Here is a 16,421-nt window from a genome sequence, read left to right on the forward strand (position 1 = left end):
CCGCGACCATCCTGCGGTCGCACCGGTAACTCGTTACTCGAGCATTCGGGCCGCTTCCTCGATATCCATCACGCCCTGTTCGACGGCGTTGAGGACGCGGACGATCTCATCGTCCGGCCCGTCGTCGACGACGCCGTCCTCGTCGACCTCCTCGAGAGTCACCTTCTCGCTCTCGCCGACGAACTCGGGGAAATCGGTGCCGTCGGCGAGGGCGGTCTCTTTCTTGACGCGGTAGTTGCCCCCGTCGGTGACGTGGAGGTCACCGGGGTGAAAGAAGTACCAGTCCTCGCGATCGAACCGGACGCCGATACGGGGTTTCGCGCCGAAGCTCTGGGCGAAGTAGATCAGGGCTTCGACCTCCTCGCCAGTGAGGTAGATGGGGTCGCCCGAACTCGATTTCGCCTCGATCGCGTAAAAGGACTCGCCGTCGCCGGCCAGCACGTCGGGGAGTTCCCGTTCGGTCGCCGAGCCGCTTGCGGGCGCACGCATCACCGCGAAGCCGGCCTCGTCGAGTGCGTTGACGAGTTCGCGCTCGCGGCGGTCGCCCTTCGCCTGGGACATGTGGGATGCTCACCGGCGGGCCCCCATATACTGTTCGCTGTGTGTCGATCGCTGCGAGGCGAACCATCGGCTGGCTACGATACTCTCCAGGTCATAGCCCCACGAGTGCGAACAGATCGACGACCATCGACGGCGCCGGTTCCTGGATATCGTACTCGAAGGCGAGATAGAGCAGACCGAACTGAAAGGCGTTAAACGCCGCATGGGCGGCGATCGGGACGACAAGATTGTCGGTCTCCGCGTAGAGCCAGCCGAAGATGACCGACCCGCCGAAGACGATGCCCAGCGAGACGGCAACCGCAAGCAGCGGCGCGTCGGCGAGGAAGTACACCGGCAGGTGGACCAGTGCGAAGATGAGGCTGGCGATGACGACGGCCTGATACTTCGTCACGGCGTCGTAGAGGCGTTTCTGGACGACGTTTCGAAAGAGGAATTCCTCCGCGGGCGCGTTGAAGAAAAAGACGATGACGATCATCAGCAGGATCATCGTCTGGTCGTCGCCGATGATCTCGACGATCTGGTTCTCAGTGGCCGGTAACTCGAGAAACTGCAACAAAATACTCGCGACGACGTAAAAGAGGATACTCACGACGATACCGCCGACGACGTACAGCCACCCTCGAGTCGTCGGCCAACGGAGGTCGACGTAAGCCCACCCCCGGCCGGTCCAGGCGAGATAGATCGCCCCCGCCAGCGCGAAGCCGACGAAGTTGAGCACCATCATGAGCGTCCGCGCCGCCATCGAAGCCTCCGCGGGCGCATCGATCAACGCGGGATCGAGGAGAAACGCCGGCAGCGTCGTCACTTGCGTCGCTGCGATACCGAACGCAGCGAGGCCGACCGCGACCAGCGTCGCCCAAATAGCGCTTTCGTTTCGGTGGGCAGTCTCGGACATACCGCGGCCTAAGACCAGGAACGTCTTGTGCGTTGTCTCTCGAGGCGACGGTCAGGGTTCCAGTCGAAACCGGACGGTCGGCTCGCCCTCGAACCGGGGGCCGCGACCGTGCCGTTCGAAGCCCAAGTCAGCCGCGGCGTCCGCGACCGTGTCCTGACCCGACGTCACCAACACTTCGACGGCCATCGACTCCCGGTCGGCGAATCGAACCGGCTCGGCGAGCAGTTGTTTGCAGGCGTCTGCGGTCCCGTCGACCTGGGTAACGTGGACTGTCTCCTCCCGGGCGTCGAAGCTGATAAAACCCAGCAGATCTTCGGGGTCGGAGCCGTCGTACTGCGAACTCGAGACGTCGACGTTCGGATCGTGGCTCCCGTCTTCGGCGACTCGAACCGTCCGGTCGTGGACCAGATTGCGCATCACGTCCGTTGGCGAGTCCGCGATCGCCGCCAGCGCGTCTGCGTCGGCCTCGAGCGCGTCCCGTACGTTCATCACCATATGGTAACGCTACGCATTGGTATAAATAACGCGCCTCGTGGCACGAAACCGATCGATCGACGGCAACTCACAGCGGGCCAATGGGACACAGTTATTTGCACGCTCTGGTAACGAACCGGGTATGAGCCACGCCACCGGTCGAATCACGACGAACGAACCGCGCTGTGAGGTATCAGTATGCGTGTTGTAGCCAAGTTTGGCGGCACGAGTCTCGGGAGCGGCGAACGGATCGATCGCGCTGCCGATTCGATCGCAGCGGCCGTCGAGGACGGTCACGAAATCGCTGTCGTCGCCAGTGCGATGGGATCGACGACCGACGACCTCCTCGAGGATATCACCTTCGAGACGGACGAACAAGACCGCGCTCAGATCGTCAGCATGGGCGAGCGAACCTCGGTTCGGATGCTCAAGGCCGCGCTGTCGGCTCGAGACATCGACGCGACCTTCTTAGAGCCCGGCAAAGACGAGTGGCCGGTTGTCACCGACGAATACGGCGAGGTCGATGTCGAGGAGACCCAACAACGCGCCCTCGAGGTCGCCGAGACGATGGACGCGCAAGTGCCGGTCCTGACCGGCTTCCTCGCAGAAGGAGCCGACGGCTCGATCACGACGCTCGGTCGCGGGGGCAGCGACACGACGGCCGTGATGATGGGTAAGTACATGGACGCCGACGAAGTCGTCATTGTGACCGATGTCGAAGGGGTCATGACCGGGGACCCACGCGTCGTCGAGGGCGCTCGCAACGTCGGCGAAATTTCGGTCGACGAACTTCGCAATCTCTCCTTCCGCGGCGCCGAGGTCGTTGCTCCCTCCGCGCTCTCGTACAAAGACGGGGCGCTCGACGTGCGGGTCGTCCACTACCAGCACGGTGACCTCCTCTCGGGCGGCACCAGCATCGAAGGCGAGTTCCGCAATCTCGTCGACCTGCGCGAGCGACCGCTCGCCTGCCTGACCGTCGCCGGCCGCGCGATTCGCAATCAGCCGGGCATCTTTCATCACCTCTCGGAGTCGCTGGCCGAGAGCGATATCAACGTCGACGCCGTCGCCAGCGGGATGGACACCGTCACGTTCTACATCGACGCGGACGAGGCCGAACGCGCCGAGAACATCCTCCACCGCGAGGTCATCGCCCGCGACGAACTCTCGAGTGTCACCGTCGACTCACCGGTCGCCGTCGTTCGGGTTACCGGCGGCGAGATTCCGAACCAGCCGGGCATCATCAGCGAAATCATCCAGCCCCTTGCCGAGGATCGCATCCACCTGCAGGATGTCGTCACCAGCGCCACGAGCGTCGCTCTCTTCGTCGACTGGGACGACCGCGAGCGAACACTCGAGCTCACCCAGGACGTCGTTTAACCGTCGCTACCTCGAGTCGGCTGCTCACCTCGAGGGGCGTCTCGACACGGATCGGTCGGCTCGAACGCCGTGGTTACTGCATCGAAATTCGTTCTTAGGATCGGTAATGGCATCGTAACGAAAGGGCAAACCGATGCCATCGGTGCTATGTCGACTGGTCCGCCAGTAACCGAAGTCTTCCCCCACGTCGAGCCCGATCCCGACGCTGTTCTCGAGCGCTACGGCGTCGACTCGCCGGCCGCACTCGTCGCGACCGCCGAGCGCGACGACCCAGCACCACCGCGTGGAACCGGCGCTTGCGACGCGGCCGTTGCCGAGAGCGTCGCCGACTGGACGTTCGTCGGCGAACCCACATCCGTCACCATCGGCGACGACGCACTCGAGGCTGCTGTCGCCGCTATCTCGCGGACGAACCGATCCCAGTCTGTTCGGACGGGTGCCGCCGGTTCAGGCGGCGGCCCGTGTCGATCGATCTCTGCCGGACGTTCTCGCCGGCCCACGAGCGCCGTCGACGACAGCCGCCGATCGCCACCGCTCGAGGTTCGATCCGCGGACGACCTGGAACTCGTCGGTCCCGAGCCGACGACGCGACGGGTCCCTGACGAGACGTTCGGCAGAGACGGATTCGTGTTCGGGCGCGCCTGCGAAGACGCCTAACGATAGTAGCAACTACAGGTCACGCTCGTCCGTGTTGCTGCCTGGTCCTGTACCGACCGAGTCGCCACGCTCCGTATCCGTGCGTCGCTGTTCGAATCTGGCGCCTCCGCGACGAGTCGCGCCGTCGGTGCCCAGCTTGCCTCACGCGAATTGAATTGTCTGGCCCGCAAGAACGGAGTATGGTCGCCTACAAGTCGAAGATGGTCGAACGGATCTCGCTCCCTGCACGCGAGACCAGAGAACGGGCGCTCGAGGCTGCGGGGTACAACGTGTTCAACCTCGACGCTGCGGACGTCTTTATCGATCTCCTGACCGACAGCGGCACCGGCGCGATGAGCGACGCCCAGTGGGCCGCCCTGCTCCGGGGCGACGAAGCCTACGCCGGCTCGGAAAGCTTCGCCGAACTCGAGTCGGCGGTCGCCGACGTGATGGGCTTCGAGCACGTCGTCCCAACCCATCAGGGACGGGGCGCGGAGAACGTCCTCTACGGCAGCCTGCTCTCGGAGGGCGATGTCGTCCCGAATAACACCCACTTCGACACGACCCGGGCCCACGTCGCTAACCAGGGGGCCGATCCCGTCGACTGTCCGACCGAGGGGGCCGACGACCCCTCCCTCGAGGCGCCGTTCAAGGGGAATTTCTCGCTCGAGCGAGCCCGTGCGGTCGTCGACGACGTGGGCGCCGAACGGGTACCCGTCGTCGTCCAGACGATCACGAACAACTCGACGGCGGGCCAGCCGGTCAGCGTCGAGAATACGCGGGCGATCCGGACGTTCGCCGACGAGATCGACGCCACGTTCGTGATCGACGCCTGCCGGTTCGCCGAGAACGCGGCGTTCGTCCGGCGCCGCGAGCCCGAATTCGAGGACGCGACGATCGACGCAATCGCTCGTGAACAACTCGGCTACGCCGACGCTATCGTGATGAGCGGCAAGAAAGATGGTCTTGTCAACGCCGGGGGTTTCGTTGCGACCGACGACGCCGACCTGTTCGAGCGGTGCAAACAACGGGCGATCCTTTTCGAGGGCTTTCCGACCTACGGCGGGATGGCCGGGCGCGACCTCGGCGCGATGGCCGTCGGCCTCCGCGAAGCCGTCGAACCGTCTTATCTCGAGGACCGCCTCGAGTCGATCGCGACGCTCGCGACACTGCTCGAGGATGTCGGCGTGCCGATCTACCGCCCCGTGGGTGGCCACGCGGTCTACCTCGACGCGAGCGAACTCTTTCCCCACCTCGAGGCGAGCGAGTTCCCCGGCCAGGCACTGGTCTGTGAACTCTATCGCGAGGGTGGCGTCCGCGGCGTCGAACTCGGGAGTTTCGCCTTTCCCAACACCGATCGGCCCGAACTCGTTCGGCTGGCCGTCCCGCGGCGAACCTATCACCGCGAACACTTCGAGCACGTCGCCGAGACGGCCACAGCCGTCCTCGAGAATCGTGAAACCGTCTCGGGCTACGAAATTGCCAGCGACCCAGCGGTCCCCGAATTGCGTCACTTCAGCGCCGATCTCGAGCCACTCGAGCCAACTCGACCGTAACTACAGTCCGAATTCGATCGATCGCTGACTCTCACGATTGGGTGAGTTCTACATTTATCTCCGTGCTCGTGGGAGCAAGCCCTGGAATGTCGAGCAACAACAACCGTTCGAACGGCAGTGGGAGACGACGAGTGGGTGGAATCGACCGGCGGCGAGTTCTCCAGGCGCTGGGGGCTGGAACGACAGTAGCAGCCCTCGGTACGGCATCGGTCGGTGCCAGTGGGAACGAGCACGAAGACCAGCCATCCGAACCGACGGCAGACGCGATCGATCCGGTGTTCGGCTTTGCCGCGCTCTCGGCGGACGAGTCACCGCCGGTCGAACCGGATCACGTGATCGATGTCGAAACCGAACCGCGACCGGACCGGGCGGTCCCGGAGTTTTTCTTCGAGCCGACCGGGTTGTACATCCAACCCGGCGAGACGGTCCAGTTTCGACTCGTTTCGCCACACCACTCCGTGACGGCCTACCACCCGGCCCTCGGAATTCAACAGCGCGTTCCCGACGGCGTTCCGCCGTTTTCCTCGCCGGTCCTGCCGGTCGAGGCCTCCTGGCTCTACACGTTCGACCAGCCGGGGGTCTACGACCTTCATTGTGGGCCACACGAACTCTTCGGGCACGTCGTCCGACTCGTCGTCGGGGAGGCGACCGGACCGGGTGCAGAGCCGGTCCCCGATCCCGAACCGCCGGACGAACCGAACGGCGACGCCGAGCACGGCGACATGGACGATCCAGCGGGTCATCACGAGGAACCGCCGGGCCACCGCGAGGGGCCACCGGATCACGACCACGGCCCGCCCACAGCCGACGCCGAGCCCCCGGCTGACGAACCGGAATCGCCACCCGCCGAGGCACCCGAACCGCGGCCGCCGATCGGTGCTGCACTGACCGTCCTCGGCGACCCCGCCCTCGAGCCCGAGCGGATCGTCGAGCAGGGACGGGTCTCCTGGGACGAAATCGACGACTCGAGGAAGGAAATTCCGCTCTAGCCGGGAGTTAGGACCGGGACACGAGTCCACGGGCTCGGTCGCCGATCGTCGGTTCCGGCTCGGGTCCCTGCCGGCCGAGTCGGCGTTTCGCGACTGTTTGGAGGCCCGTCTTCGTCGCCTCGGAATCCGCGATGTCGACCAGCCAACCGGGGACTTGAGACTCGATCTCCGCTCGTTTTTCTGCCTTGAGCTGGGCGAACTTTCGAAGCGCGATACCGATGCCAATGAAGAGTCCGGCGTCGGCCAGTTCCCGACGGAACCGTTCCTGATCGTCCCGGACTGCGATCGCCTTGACGAGCGAGAGCACGCCAATGGCGAGATAGAGCTTCGACGTTCTCGAGGGATCGCCGCTGAGTATCCGTGCAAGCGCCATGCGAGGCGACGTACCACGTTCCCGTCCTTAAAGGTGCGCTCGACTCACGAACGGTCCGCCTCAATCGATGATAGTCGCCTCCCACTCGACGAGCCAGTTCCCCAGGTCGTCGTACAGTTCCTCGTAGTCGAACGCTACCGACTCTTCGGGTTCGACGGCCGCCATTTCGAACTGGCCCTCGAGATCGACGTACTCGTCCGTGACGGCCGGAAACTGAACGTTTCGGGTCGCCAGTTCGGCCTGAATCTCTCGGGAAAGGACGAAATCGACGAACTGGTAGGCGAGTTCGCGTTTGGTCGTCGCCTCGAAGATCGCGATCGCTTCGGTGGTGCGATAGCCCGACTCCTCGAGGGTCGCGACCTGGTGGCGGTCGAGATTCCGGTCGGCCGTGATCGCGCCGACGCGATCGGTCGAATAGGAGACGACCATCGGCCGCTCGCCCTCGAGGTAGTCCCCGAGGTAAGCGTCACTCCAGCGGTCCCGGATCTCGACGCCGTTTGCCGCGAGCGACCGCCAGAACTCGAGGTAGTCCTCGCCGTAGGCGGCGATCGTCCACAGCAAGAACGCTCGCCCGGGCCTGGAGTAGCGGGGGTCCTGGGTGAGCAACGCGTCCTCGTAGGCGTCCTCGAGCAGATCCGCGAACGTCGCCGGCGTCTCGAGGTCTCGCTCGTCGTAGACGAGGCTCACGTAGCCCGTCCCGAACGGGATCGCTCTATCGTGGGGTTCCTCGAACGCGAGATCGTCGCGGACCCGACCCGCGTGCTCGAGGCGGCCGCGCTCGAGCGAGCCGAACAGCCGACTGGCGAGGGTGGTATCGATCCGGACAAGTTGATCGACGGTCACGCCGAGAAAGACGTCGACGTCGATCTCGGCGTGGTAGCGAGCCCGCTGGACGTAGTGATCGATCCCCGATTCGGGGACGACCCACTCGAGAGTGGCGTCGGGGTACGCGTCTTCGAAGGCCTCGGCGAGCCACTCGCCGGCAGACTGCTCGCCGGCGAGCAACGACGAATACGTCGCGACTCGGAGCGTTCCCTCGTCTTCGCCGTCGGGATCGATAGGCTCCTCACCGTTTGGTTCGTCGTCGTCGTTGCGGGTGATACAGCCCGCCAGACCGACGGCCGTCCCGGTTGCGAGGCCGCGGACCATCGTCCGCCGTCTCATTATCGGATGGTCTCGCCGAGGCGGCTTAAGCATCGTGTCTCCACCGGCACTGGTTTGTCAGAAAGACTTTGTCGGTTCGGCGAGAGTCGTTGCTGTGTCATCGACCGAGGTACCACGCCAGTACGTCCTCGCGGGTATCGTCGTCGCGCTTGGAGTGGTGACCGCAGGGATCTTACTCGAGGTGCTGGGGACGATCCTCTTCGCGTTGACCGTCGCCTACGTGCTCGCACCGGTGCAAGGATGGCTCGTCAGACGCGGCCTCTCGGAGTGGACTGGCGCAGTCGTGGCGACCCTGTTCGGATTCGTCACGACGGTCGCGGTCTTCTCGCCGATCGTCATGACGCTGTACCTTCGCACCGACGAAATTATCGACATCGTCGAGGGGCTTCCGGCGGAGATCCCGATTACGATCCTCGAGTACACCTACACCGTCGAGGTAGTCGAACTGCAAGCGCTGGCGGTCGACATCCTCGCCGGCGTCGCCGTCTCGGTGGTCACGCAGTTGCCCGTCCTCGCGGTCAAGTTTGCGCTGTTTGCCATCCTGCTGTTCGCGCTGCTGTTGCAAGGCGACGCCGCCGGTCGAGCCGCTATCGCGCCGGTGCCGCCTGCCTACCGTGACGTCGTCTTCGCACTCGCCACGCGGGCTCGAGAGACGCTGTACGCGATCTACGTGCTCCAGCTCGCGACGGCCGTCGCGACGCTGCTTATCGCCTACCCGCTGTTCTGGGCGCTTGGCTACGAGCTGGCCTTTACGCTCGCACTGTTTGCCGCCATCCTGCAGTTCGTCCCGATCATCGGCCCGACGCTCCTGATCGCGCCGATCGCACTCTACCAGGTCGCCGCAGGCGAGTTACTGGCCGCGGCCCTCATCGGCGTCCTCGGTATCGCACTCGTGGCCTGGTTCCCCGACATCGTCGTCCGACCGCGGCTGGCCCGTCGCTCGGCCGGCATTCCCGGGAGCCTCTACTTCGTCGGCTTCACCGGCGGACTCTTTACTCTCGGTGCGATCGGTATCGTCGTCGGCCCGCTGATCGTCGCCGTCTTCGTCGAGGCCGTCGACCTGCTAGCCGACGAAGTCAACACCGACGCCAGCTTCGCCGAACTGGCCGAGCGAGAGACCGACGGCCCCGACGACGGCGAATCGACCGGGACAGAAACGACCTACGAAGAGTCGGGCTCTCGAGTTGCGCTCGAGTAACCGACGCGCAATCGCGACTCGAGCGTCGATCACCACACCAGTTGGATTCCGAGCCAGTTGATCGCTTTTTCACCCTGGGCGTGATAGGTAGCCACATGGTCACTGGTCGAACCATCGTACACGCGATCATCGGCGCGGTCGTCGGTGTCGTCCTCTCGTTTATCCCCTTCTCGACGGTCATCGGCGGGGCTGTCGCCGGCTTCCTCGAGGGGCCGGACAACCGCGAGGGAGCCATCGTCGGCGCACTGGTCGGCGCGATCACCTTCCTGCCGTTCGTCGGGATCGGGCTGCTCCTGATCGCGTTTATGGGCGTCGGAATCGGCACCGCCGGAGTCCCCATCGGCGGGGCGCTGATCGCCCTGCTATTTTTCGTCTTCGCGCTGTCGATCGTGCTGCTCTACACCGTCGGGATGGCGGTCCTCGGCGGGTATCTCGGGGCGTACCTCGCGCGGGAGTACCCCGATCGGCGAACCTCGACGCGGCGAACGATCGGCATCGACGAACGCCCCACGGCCGGGACGCGCTCACACGATCGAGCCGCGACGATCGACCGGACGCGCTCGCGACACTGGCAGTCCACGACCAGCGGCCTCGAGGACGACCTGGCAACGCCTCGCCACGACGATCAGGACAGTCAACCGGATGCGACTGGCCCACCGAGCGACGATGCCAGCGGTGTCGATGACATCGACGGCGGGACCGCTCCCGACGAGACTGCCGAGAGTGACCTCGAGGGTACCGACGAGACGGCGTCGACCCGGTCCCAGAAAGATCGGGAATCCGATCGCGAGACGGAGTGAGTGCGATCGGCCGAAGGTCTCAACTAGGTCGACTGGGATATCGAGACGATCATGAGCGGTGGGGAGCTAGCTGGGGGGGCAGAGCCAGTGCAGTACTCGGTCGGGCCGTTGCTCGAACGGTCCCAACTCGAGTCGGATGGCGTCCTCGAGATCGGTATCGCCGTCGACGGCAGCGGCCGACTCGACGACCACGACCTCGATGTCCTGGTGCCGTCGCCCCGGATCGATCCCGGCGAGGCGATCGAACTCGGCGTCTTCGTCTCGAGCGTCGGCGAGATCGAGGCGGTCGATCTCACGGTGTTCTACGACGACACGGCCGTCCTCGATCTCGAAGATCCGGGCATCGTCCGACGCAACGTCGCGACGGGGACGCCTGGAGGTGACGGACGAACTCTCGAGGCCGACCGAGGGGGAGGGGAGACGACACACGAACGCGCCTCGACTGCGGACGATGCGACCGAATTGGGGGAGCCAATCGACTCGAACGCGTCGCCCGAACCAGACGGGACAACAGCGTCGATAGCCCAACACGTCCACTCGACGACGCTTCGTGACGGGACGGCTGCGACCGACTCCCCGCTCGAGCAGCGACCGCTTGGCGGGAGTCACCAGGACGATCCGGCCTACATCCTCGAGTTGAACACGCGTGCGAGCGCACCGACGGGCGAGTACCCGCTCTCGGTGATGTGTACGTATCGCAGCGAGGACGGCATCAAACGGGTTCGAAAACGACCGACCGTTCGGATTCGAAGCTGGCACGAACGGTGGCGACCGTGGCTCCTCCGGACGGCTCTTGGCGCCGTCGTTCTCGGCGCGCTCGTGCTCGTCGTCCTTGCACTGTAAGGCTACTGGGGATCGACCACGAAGACGAGGCTTCCGTCCTCGAGGCCGTCGAGACGGACGCTCGCGGAAAACGTCTCGCCAGTCGGTTGCCTACAGTGACAGGTTCCGCGCCAGCGCCAGCCGTCGATTGCGGTGGGGATAGCTGTCGCCTCGAGTCGATCGACAGTCTCGGTCCCGAACACCGTCTGCCAGGGCTGGCCGACGAGGTCGTCGCTACCGGTCTCGAACAGCGCCACGAACGATCGGTTCGCAAACTCGAACTGGCCGTCGGGATCGACGATAGCGATCGGGTCGGCGGCGAGTTCGATGCCGACAAGCGCTCGGTCTGCAAGCCCCGTCAGTCGTCTGCGCTCGACGAGCAGCGAAATTCTGAACCGAAGCCTCTCGCCGTCGATATCACCGTCATCCGATCCGATCACGTCCGCCCATCGATCGTCGGCCGCGGCCTCGAGCACCGACGGCGAACGCTCGCGATCGATCATCACAACTGGCAGCGTCGCGTGCTGGGTTCGAACACGCTCGAAGAACGCAGGCACGGAGCCCTCGAGGACGGCCAGGTCCCAGACGAGACAGTCGACATCGTCGAGCCCGTCCAGCGCGGCTGCCGTCGAGGTTACCGTCCGAATCTCGAGGCAGTCGCTGTCGGAGTCTACGCCCTCGAGGCCCTCGTTCTCGGCGAAGACGAGCGCGCGACTCGTCGACCGGACCGTCGACGGTTCGAGCACGGCCGCGTCGGTAGGGAGTATCGTCATCGGGGGACGAGTGGTGACCGCCGGCATTGAATTCGAGACGAGGACATCTGGTGACGATCGACACCGGATAGCCCGCCGTTACGTTGATTCATGGACGGTGCCGTCAACGGCGACGGTGCCATCACTTCGCACCTCGATCGCGTGAGATGCGTACTCGAATTGAACGCTTGCGTGTCCGTTCGGGTCGGCCTGAAAGAGCCGATCGAGTGCTTCTGGATCGATGGCGTGATACAGCGGCTCGAGTTCGAGCGGGTCGGTATCGGTCGTCTCTGCGAGTGCTTCGACGACACGAAGACTCGGCGAATCACGGTGGTAGTCCAGCGTAGTTCCAGTCATCACGACTGGACAGAGGGCAGCGACGGGTAACATACTGTCCACTATATACGTATCCGTCTCGGTAGCTGGACGGTACACATATAGCCCCCGACCGTTCGGACGGACGGCGACGGATGGATCGAGACGATCTGGGAGGCCAATCGGGCCCGGACACGATGGAGCTACTGGATGGCGATCCGTACGAGACGAGTGCTCGAGGCCAACAGTATATGGGCCGGCCGGCCGAAGCAGCAGTATGGTCGTCGGAGACGTCACCACTGGAACGGACGTACTGGTTATCGGCGCGGGGCCGGCCGGCTACACGGCTTCGATTCGTGCGGGGCAGCTCGATCTAGATGTCACGCTCGTCGAAAAATCGGCCTACGGGGGCACCTGCCTGAATCACGGCTGTATCCCCTCGAAGGCGCTGATCACCGCGACGGACCTCGCACACGAGGCGCGCCACGCCGAGGCGATGGGAATTCATGCCGACCCGGCGGTCGACCTCTCTGGAATGGTCAACTGGAAGGATGACGTCGTCGACCAGCTCACCGGCGGCGTCGAGAAGCTCTGTAAAGCCAACGGCGTGAACCTCCTCGAGGGGACCGCCACCTTCGTCGACGAGCACACGGCCCGGATCTCCCACGACGGCGAGGGGCAGGGTTCGGAAACCCTCGAGTTCGAACACGCCATCGTCGCGACCGGGTCGCGCCCGATCTCGATCCCCGACTTCTCGTTCGAGGCCCCGCCCGTGTTGGACTCGAGGCAGGCCCTGTCGTTGGAGTCGGTGCCGGAGTCGCTAGTCGTCGTCGGCGCCGGTTACATCGGGATGGAACTGGCGAGCGTCTACGCGAAACTCGGTACCGACGTGACCGTCATCGAGATGCTCGACTCCATCTTGCCAGGGTACGACGACGACCTCAAGCGCCCGGTCAAACAGCGCGCGAACGAACTCGGGATCGACTTTCACTTCGAACACACCGCTTCCGAGTGGTACGAGCCGGGCGACGGCATCCGCGTCGTCGCCGAACCGGTCGACGGCGCCGCCGCAAATGGTGGGGGCGAGGCGCCACGCGCCTCGGAAGAACCGAGCGGTGCAACCGCGAGTGGCAGTACCGAAGCGATCGAGGACGAACGCCTCGAGATCGACGCCGAGACGGTTCTCGTCGCCGTCGGTCGCGAACCGGTCTCGGACACGCTCGATCTCGAGGCGGCCGGCGTCGAGACCGATGACCGGGGCTTCATCGAGACCGATTCGCACGCACGCACGAACGTCAACCACATCTTCGCCGTCGGCGATGTCGCCGGCGAACCGATGCTCGCGCACAAAGGCAGCGCCGAAGGACAGGTCGCCGCCGAGGTCATCGCCGGCGAACCCGCGGCAATCGATCACCAGGCGATGCCCGCGGTCATCTTTACCGATCCCGAAATCGCGACCGTCGGCATGCCCGAGTCCGAGGCCGCTGAGGCTGGCTTCGATCCCGTTACCGGCGAATTTCCGTTCCGAGCCAGCGGTCGCGCGCTGACGACCGGCGAGAGCGACGGGTTCGTCAAGATCGTCGCCGACTCGGCCGACGGATTCGTCCTCGGTGCCAGCATCGTCGGCCCCGAAGCGTCGGAACTGATCGCCGAACTCGGCCTCGCGATCGAACTCGGGGCGACGCTCGAGGACGTCGCTGCGACCGTCCACGCCCATCCGACGCTGTCGGAGTCGGTGATGGAAGCTGCCGAAAACGCACTCGGACACGCGATTCACACGCTCAACCGCTGACGATCGACGCGAGCGTTCACCGTGAAGGGGTTCCCTGACGTGTTCGGACGGACTCCCGGCCAGCGGGAACGACCATGATACACCTTCATCTGGGGGGCCGTCGGTACGCCTGTACCAATGACTCCTCCCACTCCGACGCCGGGTCGACGGACTGTTCTCTCGACCGCCGGCGCCGCCACGTTCGGTGCATTCGCTGGCTGTCTCTCGACTATCACGGGCGACGACGCCGAAGGTGCGACAGGTGGCTCCAGCGCCGATGAGACGACCGACGTCGCCGATACCGGGGACGGACCGCTGACCGACTACGCCTACACCGACCCCCCACAGATCGTCGACCTCGCCGAACAGAACTACGAATCGACACTGCGAACCGTGCCGGCTCGCCACCAGTTCGTCACCGACGACGCCAGCGCAGGCCCGGTCGAACTCCCCGAAGTCTGGGCCTGGCAGGCCGACGACCTCGCTCCCTCCGTCCCCGGCCCGATCTATCGCATGCGGGAAGGCGAGACGTTCGAACTCACCTACGACAACAGCGATCACGACCGCCCACACACCGTCCACGTCCACGCCCTCACGAAGTCCTGGGAAGACGACGGTGCCCCCGTCACCAACCGCGATCAGGTCGGCCCCGGCGAGAGCCACACCTACACCCTCGAGGCCGACGTTCCGGGAACCCACGTTTACCACTGCCACTACCAGACCCACAACCACCTCGACATGGGGATGTACGGCATCCTGCGGGTCGATCCGGCGGACTACCAGCCGCCGGACCGCGAGTACTTCTTTACACTTCGCGACTGGGACACGCGTCTGCACACGCTCGAGGCCGGCGGCGACGCCGACTACGATCCGGTCGAGCGCTCCTCTGACGCCTACACGATCAACGGTCGCAGCGCCCCGACGACGTTCCACCCCGAACTGGGGACGCCGCTGATCGTCTCTCAGGGTGACACCGTCCAGCTCAACATCGCGAACAACGGCTACGAATCCCACCCGTTCCACACTCACGGCCACCGCTTTACCGTGGTCGAGAAAGACGGCGCGCCGGTTCCCGAGGCGGCACAGCACGAGGAAGATGTCGTCAACATCGGTCCGGCCGAGCGCTACACCCTCGAGTTCGTGGCCGACGCCGACCCGGGTATCTACCCGGCACACTGTCACAAAGTCCACCACGTCACGACCGAGGGCCGGTATCCCGGCGGGATGGCGACGGCGATCGTCTACGAGGACGCGATGGACACCGACGAGTTCGCAGAAATCATGGACGATGCCGGCCTCGAGGGGTAATCCACGACCGGCTGTAACGCTACTGGACGTACAGCGAGTACGCGATCACGATGAAGCCGGCGAGGACGAGCAAGCTCTCGAGCAAAATTCCCGTCGCCAGGGGGACCCCGAGCAGTTCGTAGAGCATCCCTGCCAGAACGAGCCCGAGCGTGACGAGTCCAAAGCCCCCCGCGAGTAACCCGAGTGCCCGTTGTCGGGTCCGTCGATATGCTTTGAACGCGAAGTACGTAATGACGCTGCCGACGACGAGCACGAGCGTCTTGACGACGGCGAGTGCAATTGCGACCTCGGTACCGCCTGTGTATGGGCTCATGTTTCTTTTCGCACCTCCGACCACAACTCCGCGAGCCGTTCGTCGGCCGTCCGGGCCGGCCGCTCGATCTCGACGGTCAACTGTTGATCCTCGTCCAATCCGAGGGATATCTCGTCGAACGCGATCGCGTACTTGCTCGCGTGATGGCCGTCGCGTCTGATCTCCGTGGATTCTTCGAGCAGCGTCGCCTCGGTGAGCAACTCGAGTTTCCGGTATAGCGTCGACTGCGGAATGTCACACGCCTCCGTCAACTCCGAGGCCGTCATCGGCTCCTCGAGTTGCTGGATAATCTCCCGACAGTCGGGATCGTCGAGCGCGGAACAGATCGCTTCCGCCGATGGGGCTGACTCCGAGCCGAGCGGGTCCCGGACCATTCGTCCGCCCATTACGACCGATATGGTTTATCGGCATCGATGCCGCTCGTCGATCGATCGGCCGCTCCCGAATTCGTTTGCTTGCCTGCTCGCGCGTACGCGTAATCGGAACCCAATACGCGAAGCCTTCTTGCGTCTGGGCGCTCGAGAACCAGATACGCGGGTCTCATTCGGCCCGACCGCGTCTGCGAGGACGGGATGAGCGGCCGACCTCCGCCCGCGTGATATTTGCCTCGAGGAGCGACCGGTCCAGCGACTGGATCGACAATCGAAGTGGGTAGTTGTTGCAAAATGGTCCCATGGTATCGGGTTCCGATGGACGATCCATTCGACGGCCTTATGTATGGACCGGGGATTCGTATTGAATGCGAACGACGTGGCGCAAGTCGCCGCGTCCCCTCCGGCCGTTTCCCGGCACGGAGGCTGACACATCCACCCTGTACACGGGGCATTCGGCGCCGGTCTCGACCGACGCCCTTATATGCTCCAGTGGCGTACCGATAAATCGGACCAATCGCCCGCCGGATGCGGTTTCCGGCGGCGACCCCGATCCGACGCCCTTAAGTGTATTAGGGTACTCGGATGGTAATGCAACAGACGATGTGACTGACCGGGCGTTCAACTCGCTCGGTCGTCTCGGACCGTCGGAGTTCGAAGGGGTTATGTACCCCGGATGGCTTACGATTAGGTCCGAAGGAAATGAGGATCCTACCCCTGCGGTCTTCCGTACAGATGGGATCTGA

18 protein-coding genes are annotated in these 16,421 nt (G+C 64.6%); 9 read left to right on the plus strand and 9 right to left on the minus strand.

The genetic code is table 11. The features are described 5' to 3' along the window. Nucleotides 1-33: 33 nt before the first annotated feature. The 3 genes from hjc to D8Y22_RS06360 all read right to left on the minus strand — a co-directional run bounded on the left by hjc (nt 34) and on the right by D8Y22_RS06360 (nt 1,945). Nucleotides 34-561: a Holliday junction resolvase Hjc gene (gene hjc, locus D8Y22_RS06350; RefSeq protein ID WP_141463865.1), complete on the minus strand. Its 528-nt coding sequence runs from the start codon at nt 559-561 to the stop codon at nt 34-36. Nucleotides 562-652: 91 nt separating this feature from the next. Further along, nucleotides 653-1,456 (minus strand): CPBP family intramembrane glutamic endopeptidase, encoded by an 804-nt coding sequence (locus D8Y22_RS06355; RefSeq protein ID WP_141463866.1) that lies wholly within the window; start codon nt 1,454-1,456, stop codon nt 653-655. A gap of 51 nt (nt 1,457-1,507) precedes the next feature. Then, entirely contained in the window at nt 1,508-1,945 is a 438-nt protein-coding gene (locus D8Y22_RS06360) for a hypothetical protein (RefSeq protein WP_141463867.1), read from the minus strand. A 183-nt stretch (nt 1,946-2,128) separates the two neighbouring features. Here D8Y22_RS06360 and D8Y22_RS06365 point away from each other — a divergent pair, with 183 nt between their 5' ends. The 4 genes from D8Y22_RS06365 to D8Y22_RS06380 all read left to right on the plus strand — a co-directional run bounded on the left by D8Y22_RS06365 (nt 2,129) and on the right by D8Y22_RS06380 (nt 6,488). Continuing rightward, complete coding sequence (locus D8Y22_RS06365; protein ID WP_141463868.1) at nt 2,129-3,307, plus strand: aspartate kinase; 1,179 nt, start codon at nt 2,129-2,131, stop codon at nt 3,305-3,307. A 147-nt stretch (nt 3,308-3,454) separates the two neighbouring features. After that, nucleotides 3,455-3,964, plus strand: a complete 510-nt coding sequence (locus D8Y22_RS06370; protein WP_141463869.1) for a hypothetical protein — start codon at nt 3,455-3,457, stop codon at nt 3,962-3,964. A 179-nt stretch (nt 3,965-4,143) separates the two neighbouring features. After that, a complete protein-coding gene (locus D8Y22_RS06375) occupies nt 4,144-5,499 on the plus strand; it encodes a tryptophanase (protein ID WP_141463870.1) in 1,356 nt (451 codons plus the stop codon). 131 nt (nt 5,500-5,630) lie between these two features. Then, nucleotides 5,631-6,488: a cupredoxin domain-containing protein gene (locus D8Y22_RS06380; protein ID WP_246084365.1), complete on the plus strand. Its 858-nt coding sequence runs from the start codon at nt 5,631-5,633 to the stop codon at nt 6,486-6,488. A gap of 7 nt (nt 6,489-6,495) precedes the next feature. Here the strand turns inward: D8Y22_RS06380 and D8Y22_RS06385 are convergent, their stop codons facing one another. Then, nucleotides 6,496-6,861, minus strand: coding sequence for a hypothetical protein (locus D8Y22_RS06385; protein ID WP_141463872.1), 366 nt, complete (start codon nt 6,859-6,861; stop codon nt 6,496-6,498). A 60-nt stretch (nt 6,862-6,921) separates the two neighbouring features. After that, the gene (locus D8Y22_RS06390; protein ID WP_141463873.1) at nt 6,922-8,025 is read right to left on the minus strand and encodes a thiamine ABC transporter substrate-binding protein; all 1,104 of its coding nucleotides are present in this window, start codon (nt 8,023-8,025) and stop codon (nt 6,922-6,924) included. A 94-nt stretch (nt 8,026-8,119) separates the two neighbouring features. On the opposite strand from D8Y22_RS06390, the gene D8Y22_RS06395 reads away from it, so the two are divergent. The 3 genes from D8Y22_RS06395 to D8Y22_RS06405 all read left to right on the plus strand — a co-directional run bounded on the left by D8Y22_RS06395 (nt 8,120) and on the right by D8Y22_RS06405 (nt 10,866). Next, nucleotides 8,120-9,223 (plus strand): AI-2E family transporter, encoded by a 1,104-nt coding sequence (locus D8Y22_RS06395; protein WP_141463874.1) that lies wholly within the window; start codon nt 8,120-8,122, stop codon nt 9,221-9,223. A 95-nt stretch (nt 9,224-9,318) separates the two neighbouring features. Further along, on the plus strand, nt 9,319-10,023 hold the full coding sequence (locus D8Y22_RS06400; RefSeq protein WP_174811785.1) for a DUF5518 domain-containing protein: 705 nt from the start codon (nt 9,319-9,321) through the stop codon (nt 10,021-10,023). 51 nt (nt 10,024-10,074) lie between these two features. Further along, nucleotides 10,075-10,866: a hypothetical protein gene (locus tag D8Y22_RS06405; protein WP_141463875.1), complete on the plus strand. Its 792-nt coding sequence runs from the start codon at nt 10,075-10,077 to the stop codon at nt 10,864-10,866. Nucleotides 10,867-10,868: 2 nt separating this feature from the next. Here the strand turns inward: D8Y22_RS06405 and D8Y22_RS06410 are convergent, their stop codons facing one another. Continuing rightward, on the minus strand, nt 10,869-11,618 hold the full coding sequence (locus tag D8Y22_RS06410; RefSeq protein WP_174811786.1) for a PAS domain-containing protein: 750 nt from the start codon (nt 11,616-11,618) through the stop codon (nt 10,869-10,871). A 78-nt stretch (nt 11,619-11,696) separates the two neighbouring features. Beyond that, nucleotides 11,697-11,954, minus strand: coding sequence for a HalOD1 output domain-containing protein (locus tag D8Y22_RS06415; RefSeq protein ID WP_141463877.1), 258 nt, complete (start codon nt 11,952-11,954; stop codon nt 11,697-11,699). A 235-nt stretch (nt 11,955-12,189) separates the two neighbouring features. Between D8Y22_RS06415 and D8Y22_RS06420 the strand changes: the two genes are divergently transcribed. Both D8Y22_RS06420 and D8Y22_RS06425 read left to right on the plus strand, forming a co-directional pair. Next, nucleotides 12,190-13,704: a dihydrolipoyl dehydrogenase family protein gene (locus tag D8Y22_RS06420; protein WP_141463878.1), complete on the plus strand. Its 1,515-nt coding sequence runs from the start codon at nt 12,190-12,192 to the stop codon at nt 13,702-13,704. A 117-nt stretch (nt 13,705-13,821) separates the two neighbouring features. Next, on the plus strand, nt 13,822-14,991 hold the full coding sequence (locus D8Y22_RS06425) for a multicopper oxidase domain-containing protein (protein ID WP_141463879.1): 1,170 nt from the start codon (nt 13,822-13,824) through the stop codon (nt 14,989-14,991). 19 nt (nt 14,992-15,010) lie between these two features. On the opposite strand, the gene D8Y22_RS06430 is transcribed toward D8Y22_RS06425, so the two are convergent. Both D8Y22_RS06430 and D8Y22_RS06435 read right to left on the minus strand, forming a co-directional pair. Further along, complete coding sequence (locus D8Y22_RS06430; protein ID WP_141463880.1) at nt 15,011-15,304, minus strand: DUF7521 family protein; 294 nt, start codon at nt 15,302-15,304, stop codon at nt 15,011-15,013. Continuing rightward, nucleotides 15,301-15,678, minus strand: coding sequence for a winged helix-turn-helix domain-containing protein (locus D8Y22_RS06435; protein WP_141463881.1), 378 nt, complete (start codon nt 15,676-15,678; stop codon nt 15,301-15,303). The genes D8Y22_RS06430 and D8Y22_RS06435 overlap by 4 nt, the downstream gene beginning before the upstream one ends. Nucleotides 15,679-16,421 lie beyond the last annotated feature (743 nt).

Source organism: Salinadaptatus halalkaliphilus (assembly GCF_006543045.1).
In the GTDB taxonomy this organism is placed as follows: domain Archaea; phylum Halobacteriota; class Halobacteria; order Halobacteriales; family Natrialbaceae; genus Salinadaptatus; species Salinadaptatus halalkaliphilus.

Coding starts and splice junctions, on each gene's coding strand:
- hjc (WP_141463865.1), bottom strand. CDS start 561: ATGTCCCAGGCGAAGGGCGACCGCCGCGAGCGCGAACTCGTCAACGCA.
- D8Y22_RS06355 (WP_141463866.1), bottom strand. CDS start 1,456: ATGTCCGAGACTGCCCACCGAAACGAAAGCGCTATTTGGGCGACGCTG.
- D8Y22_RS06360 (WP_141463867.1), bottom strand. CDS start 1,945: ATGAACGTACGGGACGCGCTCGAGGCCGACGCAGACGCGCTGGCGGCG.
- D8Y22_RS06365 (WP_141463868.1), top strand. CDS start 2,129: ATGCGTGTTGTAGCCAAGTTTGGCGGCACGAGTCTCGGGAGCGGCGAA.
- D8Y22_RS06370 (WP_141463869.1), top strand. CDS start 3,455: ATGTCGACTGGTCCGCCAGTAACCGAAGTCTTCCCCCACGTCGAGCCC.
- D8Y22_RS06375 (WP_141463870.1), top strand. CDS start 4,144: ATGGTCGCCTACAAGTCGAAGATGGTCGAACGGATCTCGCTCCCTGCA.
- D8Y22_RS06385 (WP_141463872.1), bottom strand. CDS start 6,861: ATGGCGCTTGCACGGATACTCAGCGGCGATCCCTCGAGAACGTCGAAG.
- D8Y22_RS06390 (WP_141463873.1), bottom strand. CDS start 8,025: ATGAGACGGCGGACGATGGTCCGCGGCCTCGCAACCGGGACGGCCGTC.
- D8Y22_RS06400 (WP_174811785.1), top strand. CDS start 9,319: ATGGTCACTGGTCGAACCATCGTACACGCGATCATCGGCGCGGTCGTC.
- D8Y22_RS06405 (WP_141463875.1), top strand. CDS start 10,075: ATGAGCGGTGGGGAGCTAGCTGGGGGGGCAGAGCCAGTGCAGTACTCG.
- D8Y22_RS06410 (WP_174811786.1), bottom strand. CDS start 11,618: ATGACGATACTCCCTACCGACGCGGCCGTGCTCGAACCGTCGACGGTC.
- D8Y22_RS06415 (WP_141463877.1), bottom strand. CDS start 11,954: ATGACTGGAACTACGCTGGACTACCACCGTGATTCGCCGAGTCTTCGT.
- D8Y22_RS06420 (WP_141463878.1), top strand. CDS start 12,190: ATGGTCGTCGGAGACGTCACCACTGGAACGGACGTACTGGTTATCGGC.
- D8Y22_RS06425 (WP_141463879.1), top strand. CDS start 13,822: ATGACTCCTCCCACTCCGACGCCGGGTCGACGGACTGTTCTCTCGACC.
- D8Y22_RS06430 (WP_141463880.1), bottom strand. CDS start 15,304: ATGAGCCCATACACAGGCGGTACCGAGGTCGCAATTGCACTCGCCGTC.
- D8Y22_RS06435 (WP_141463881.1), bottom strand. CDS start 15,678: ATGGTCCGGGACCCGCTCGGCTCGGAGTCAGCCCCATCGGCGGAAGCG.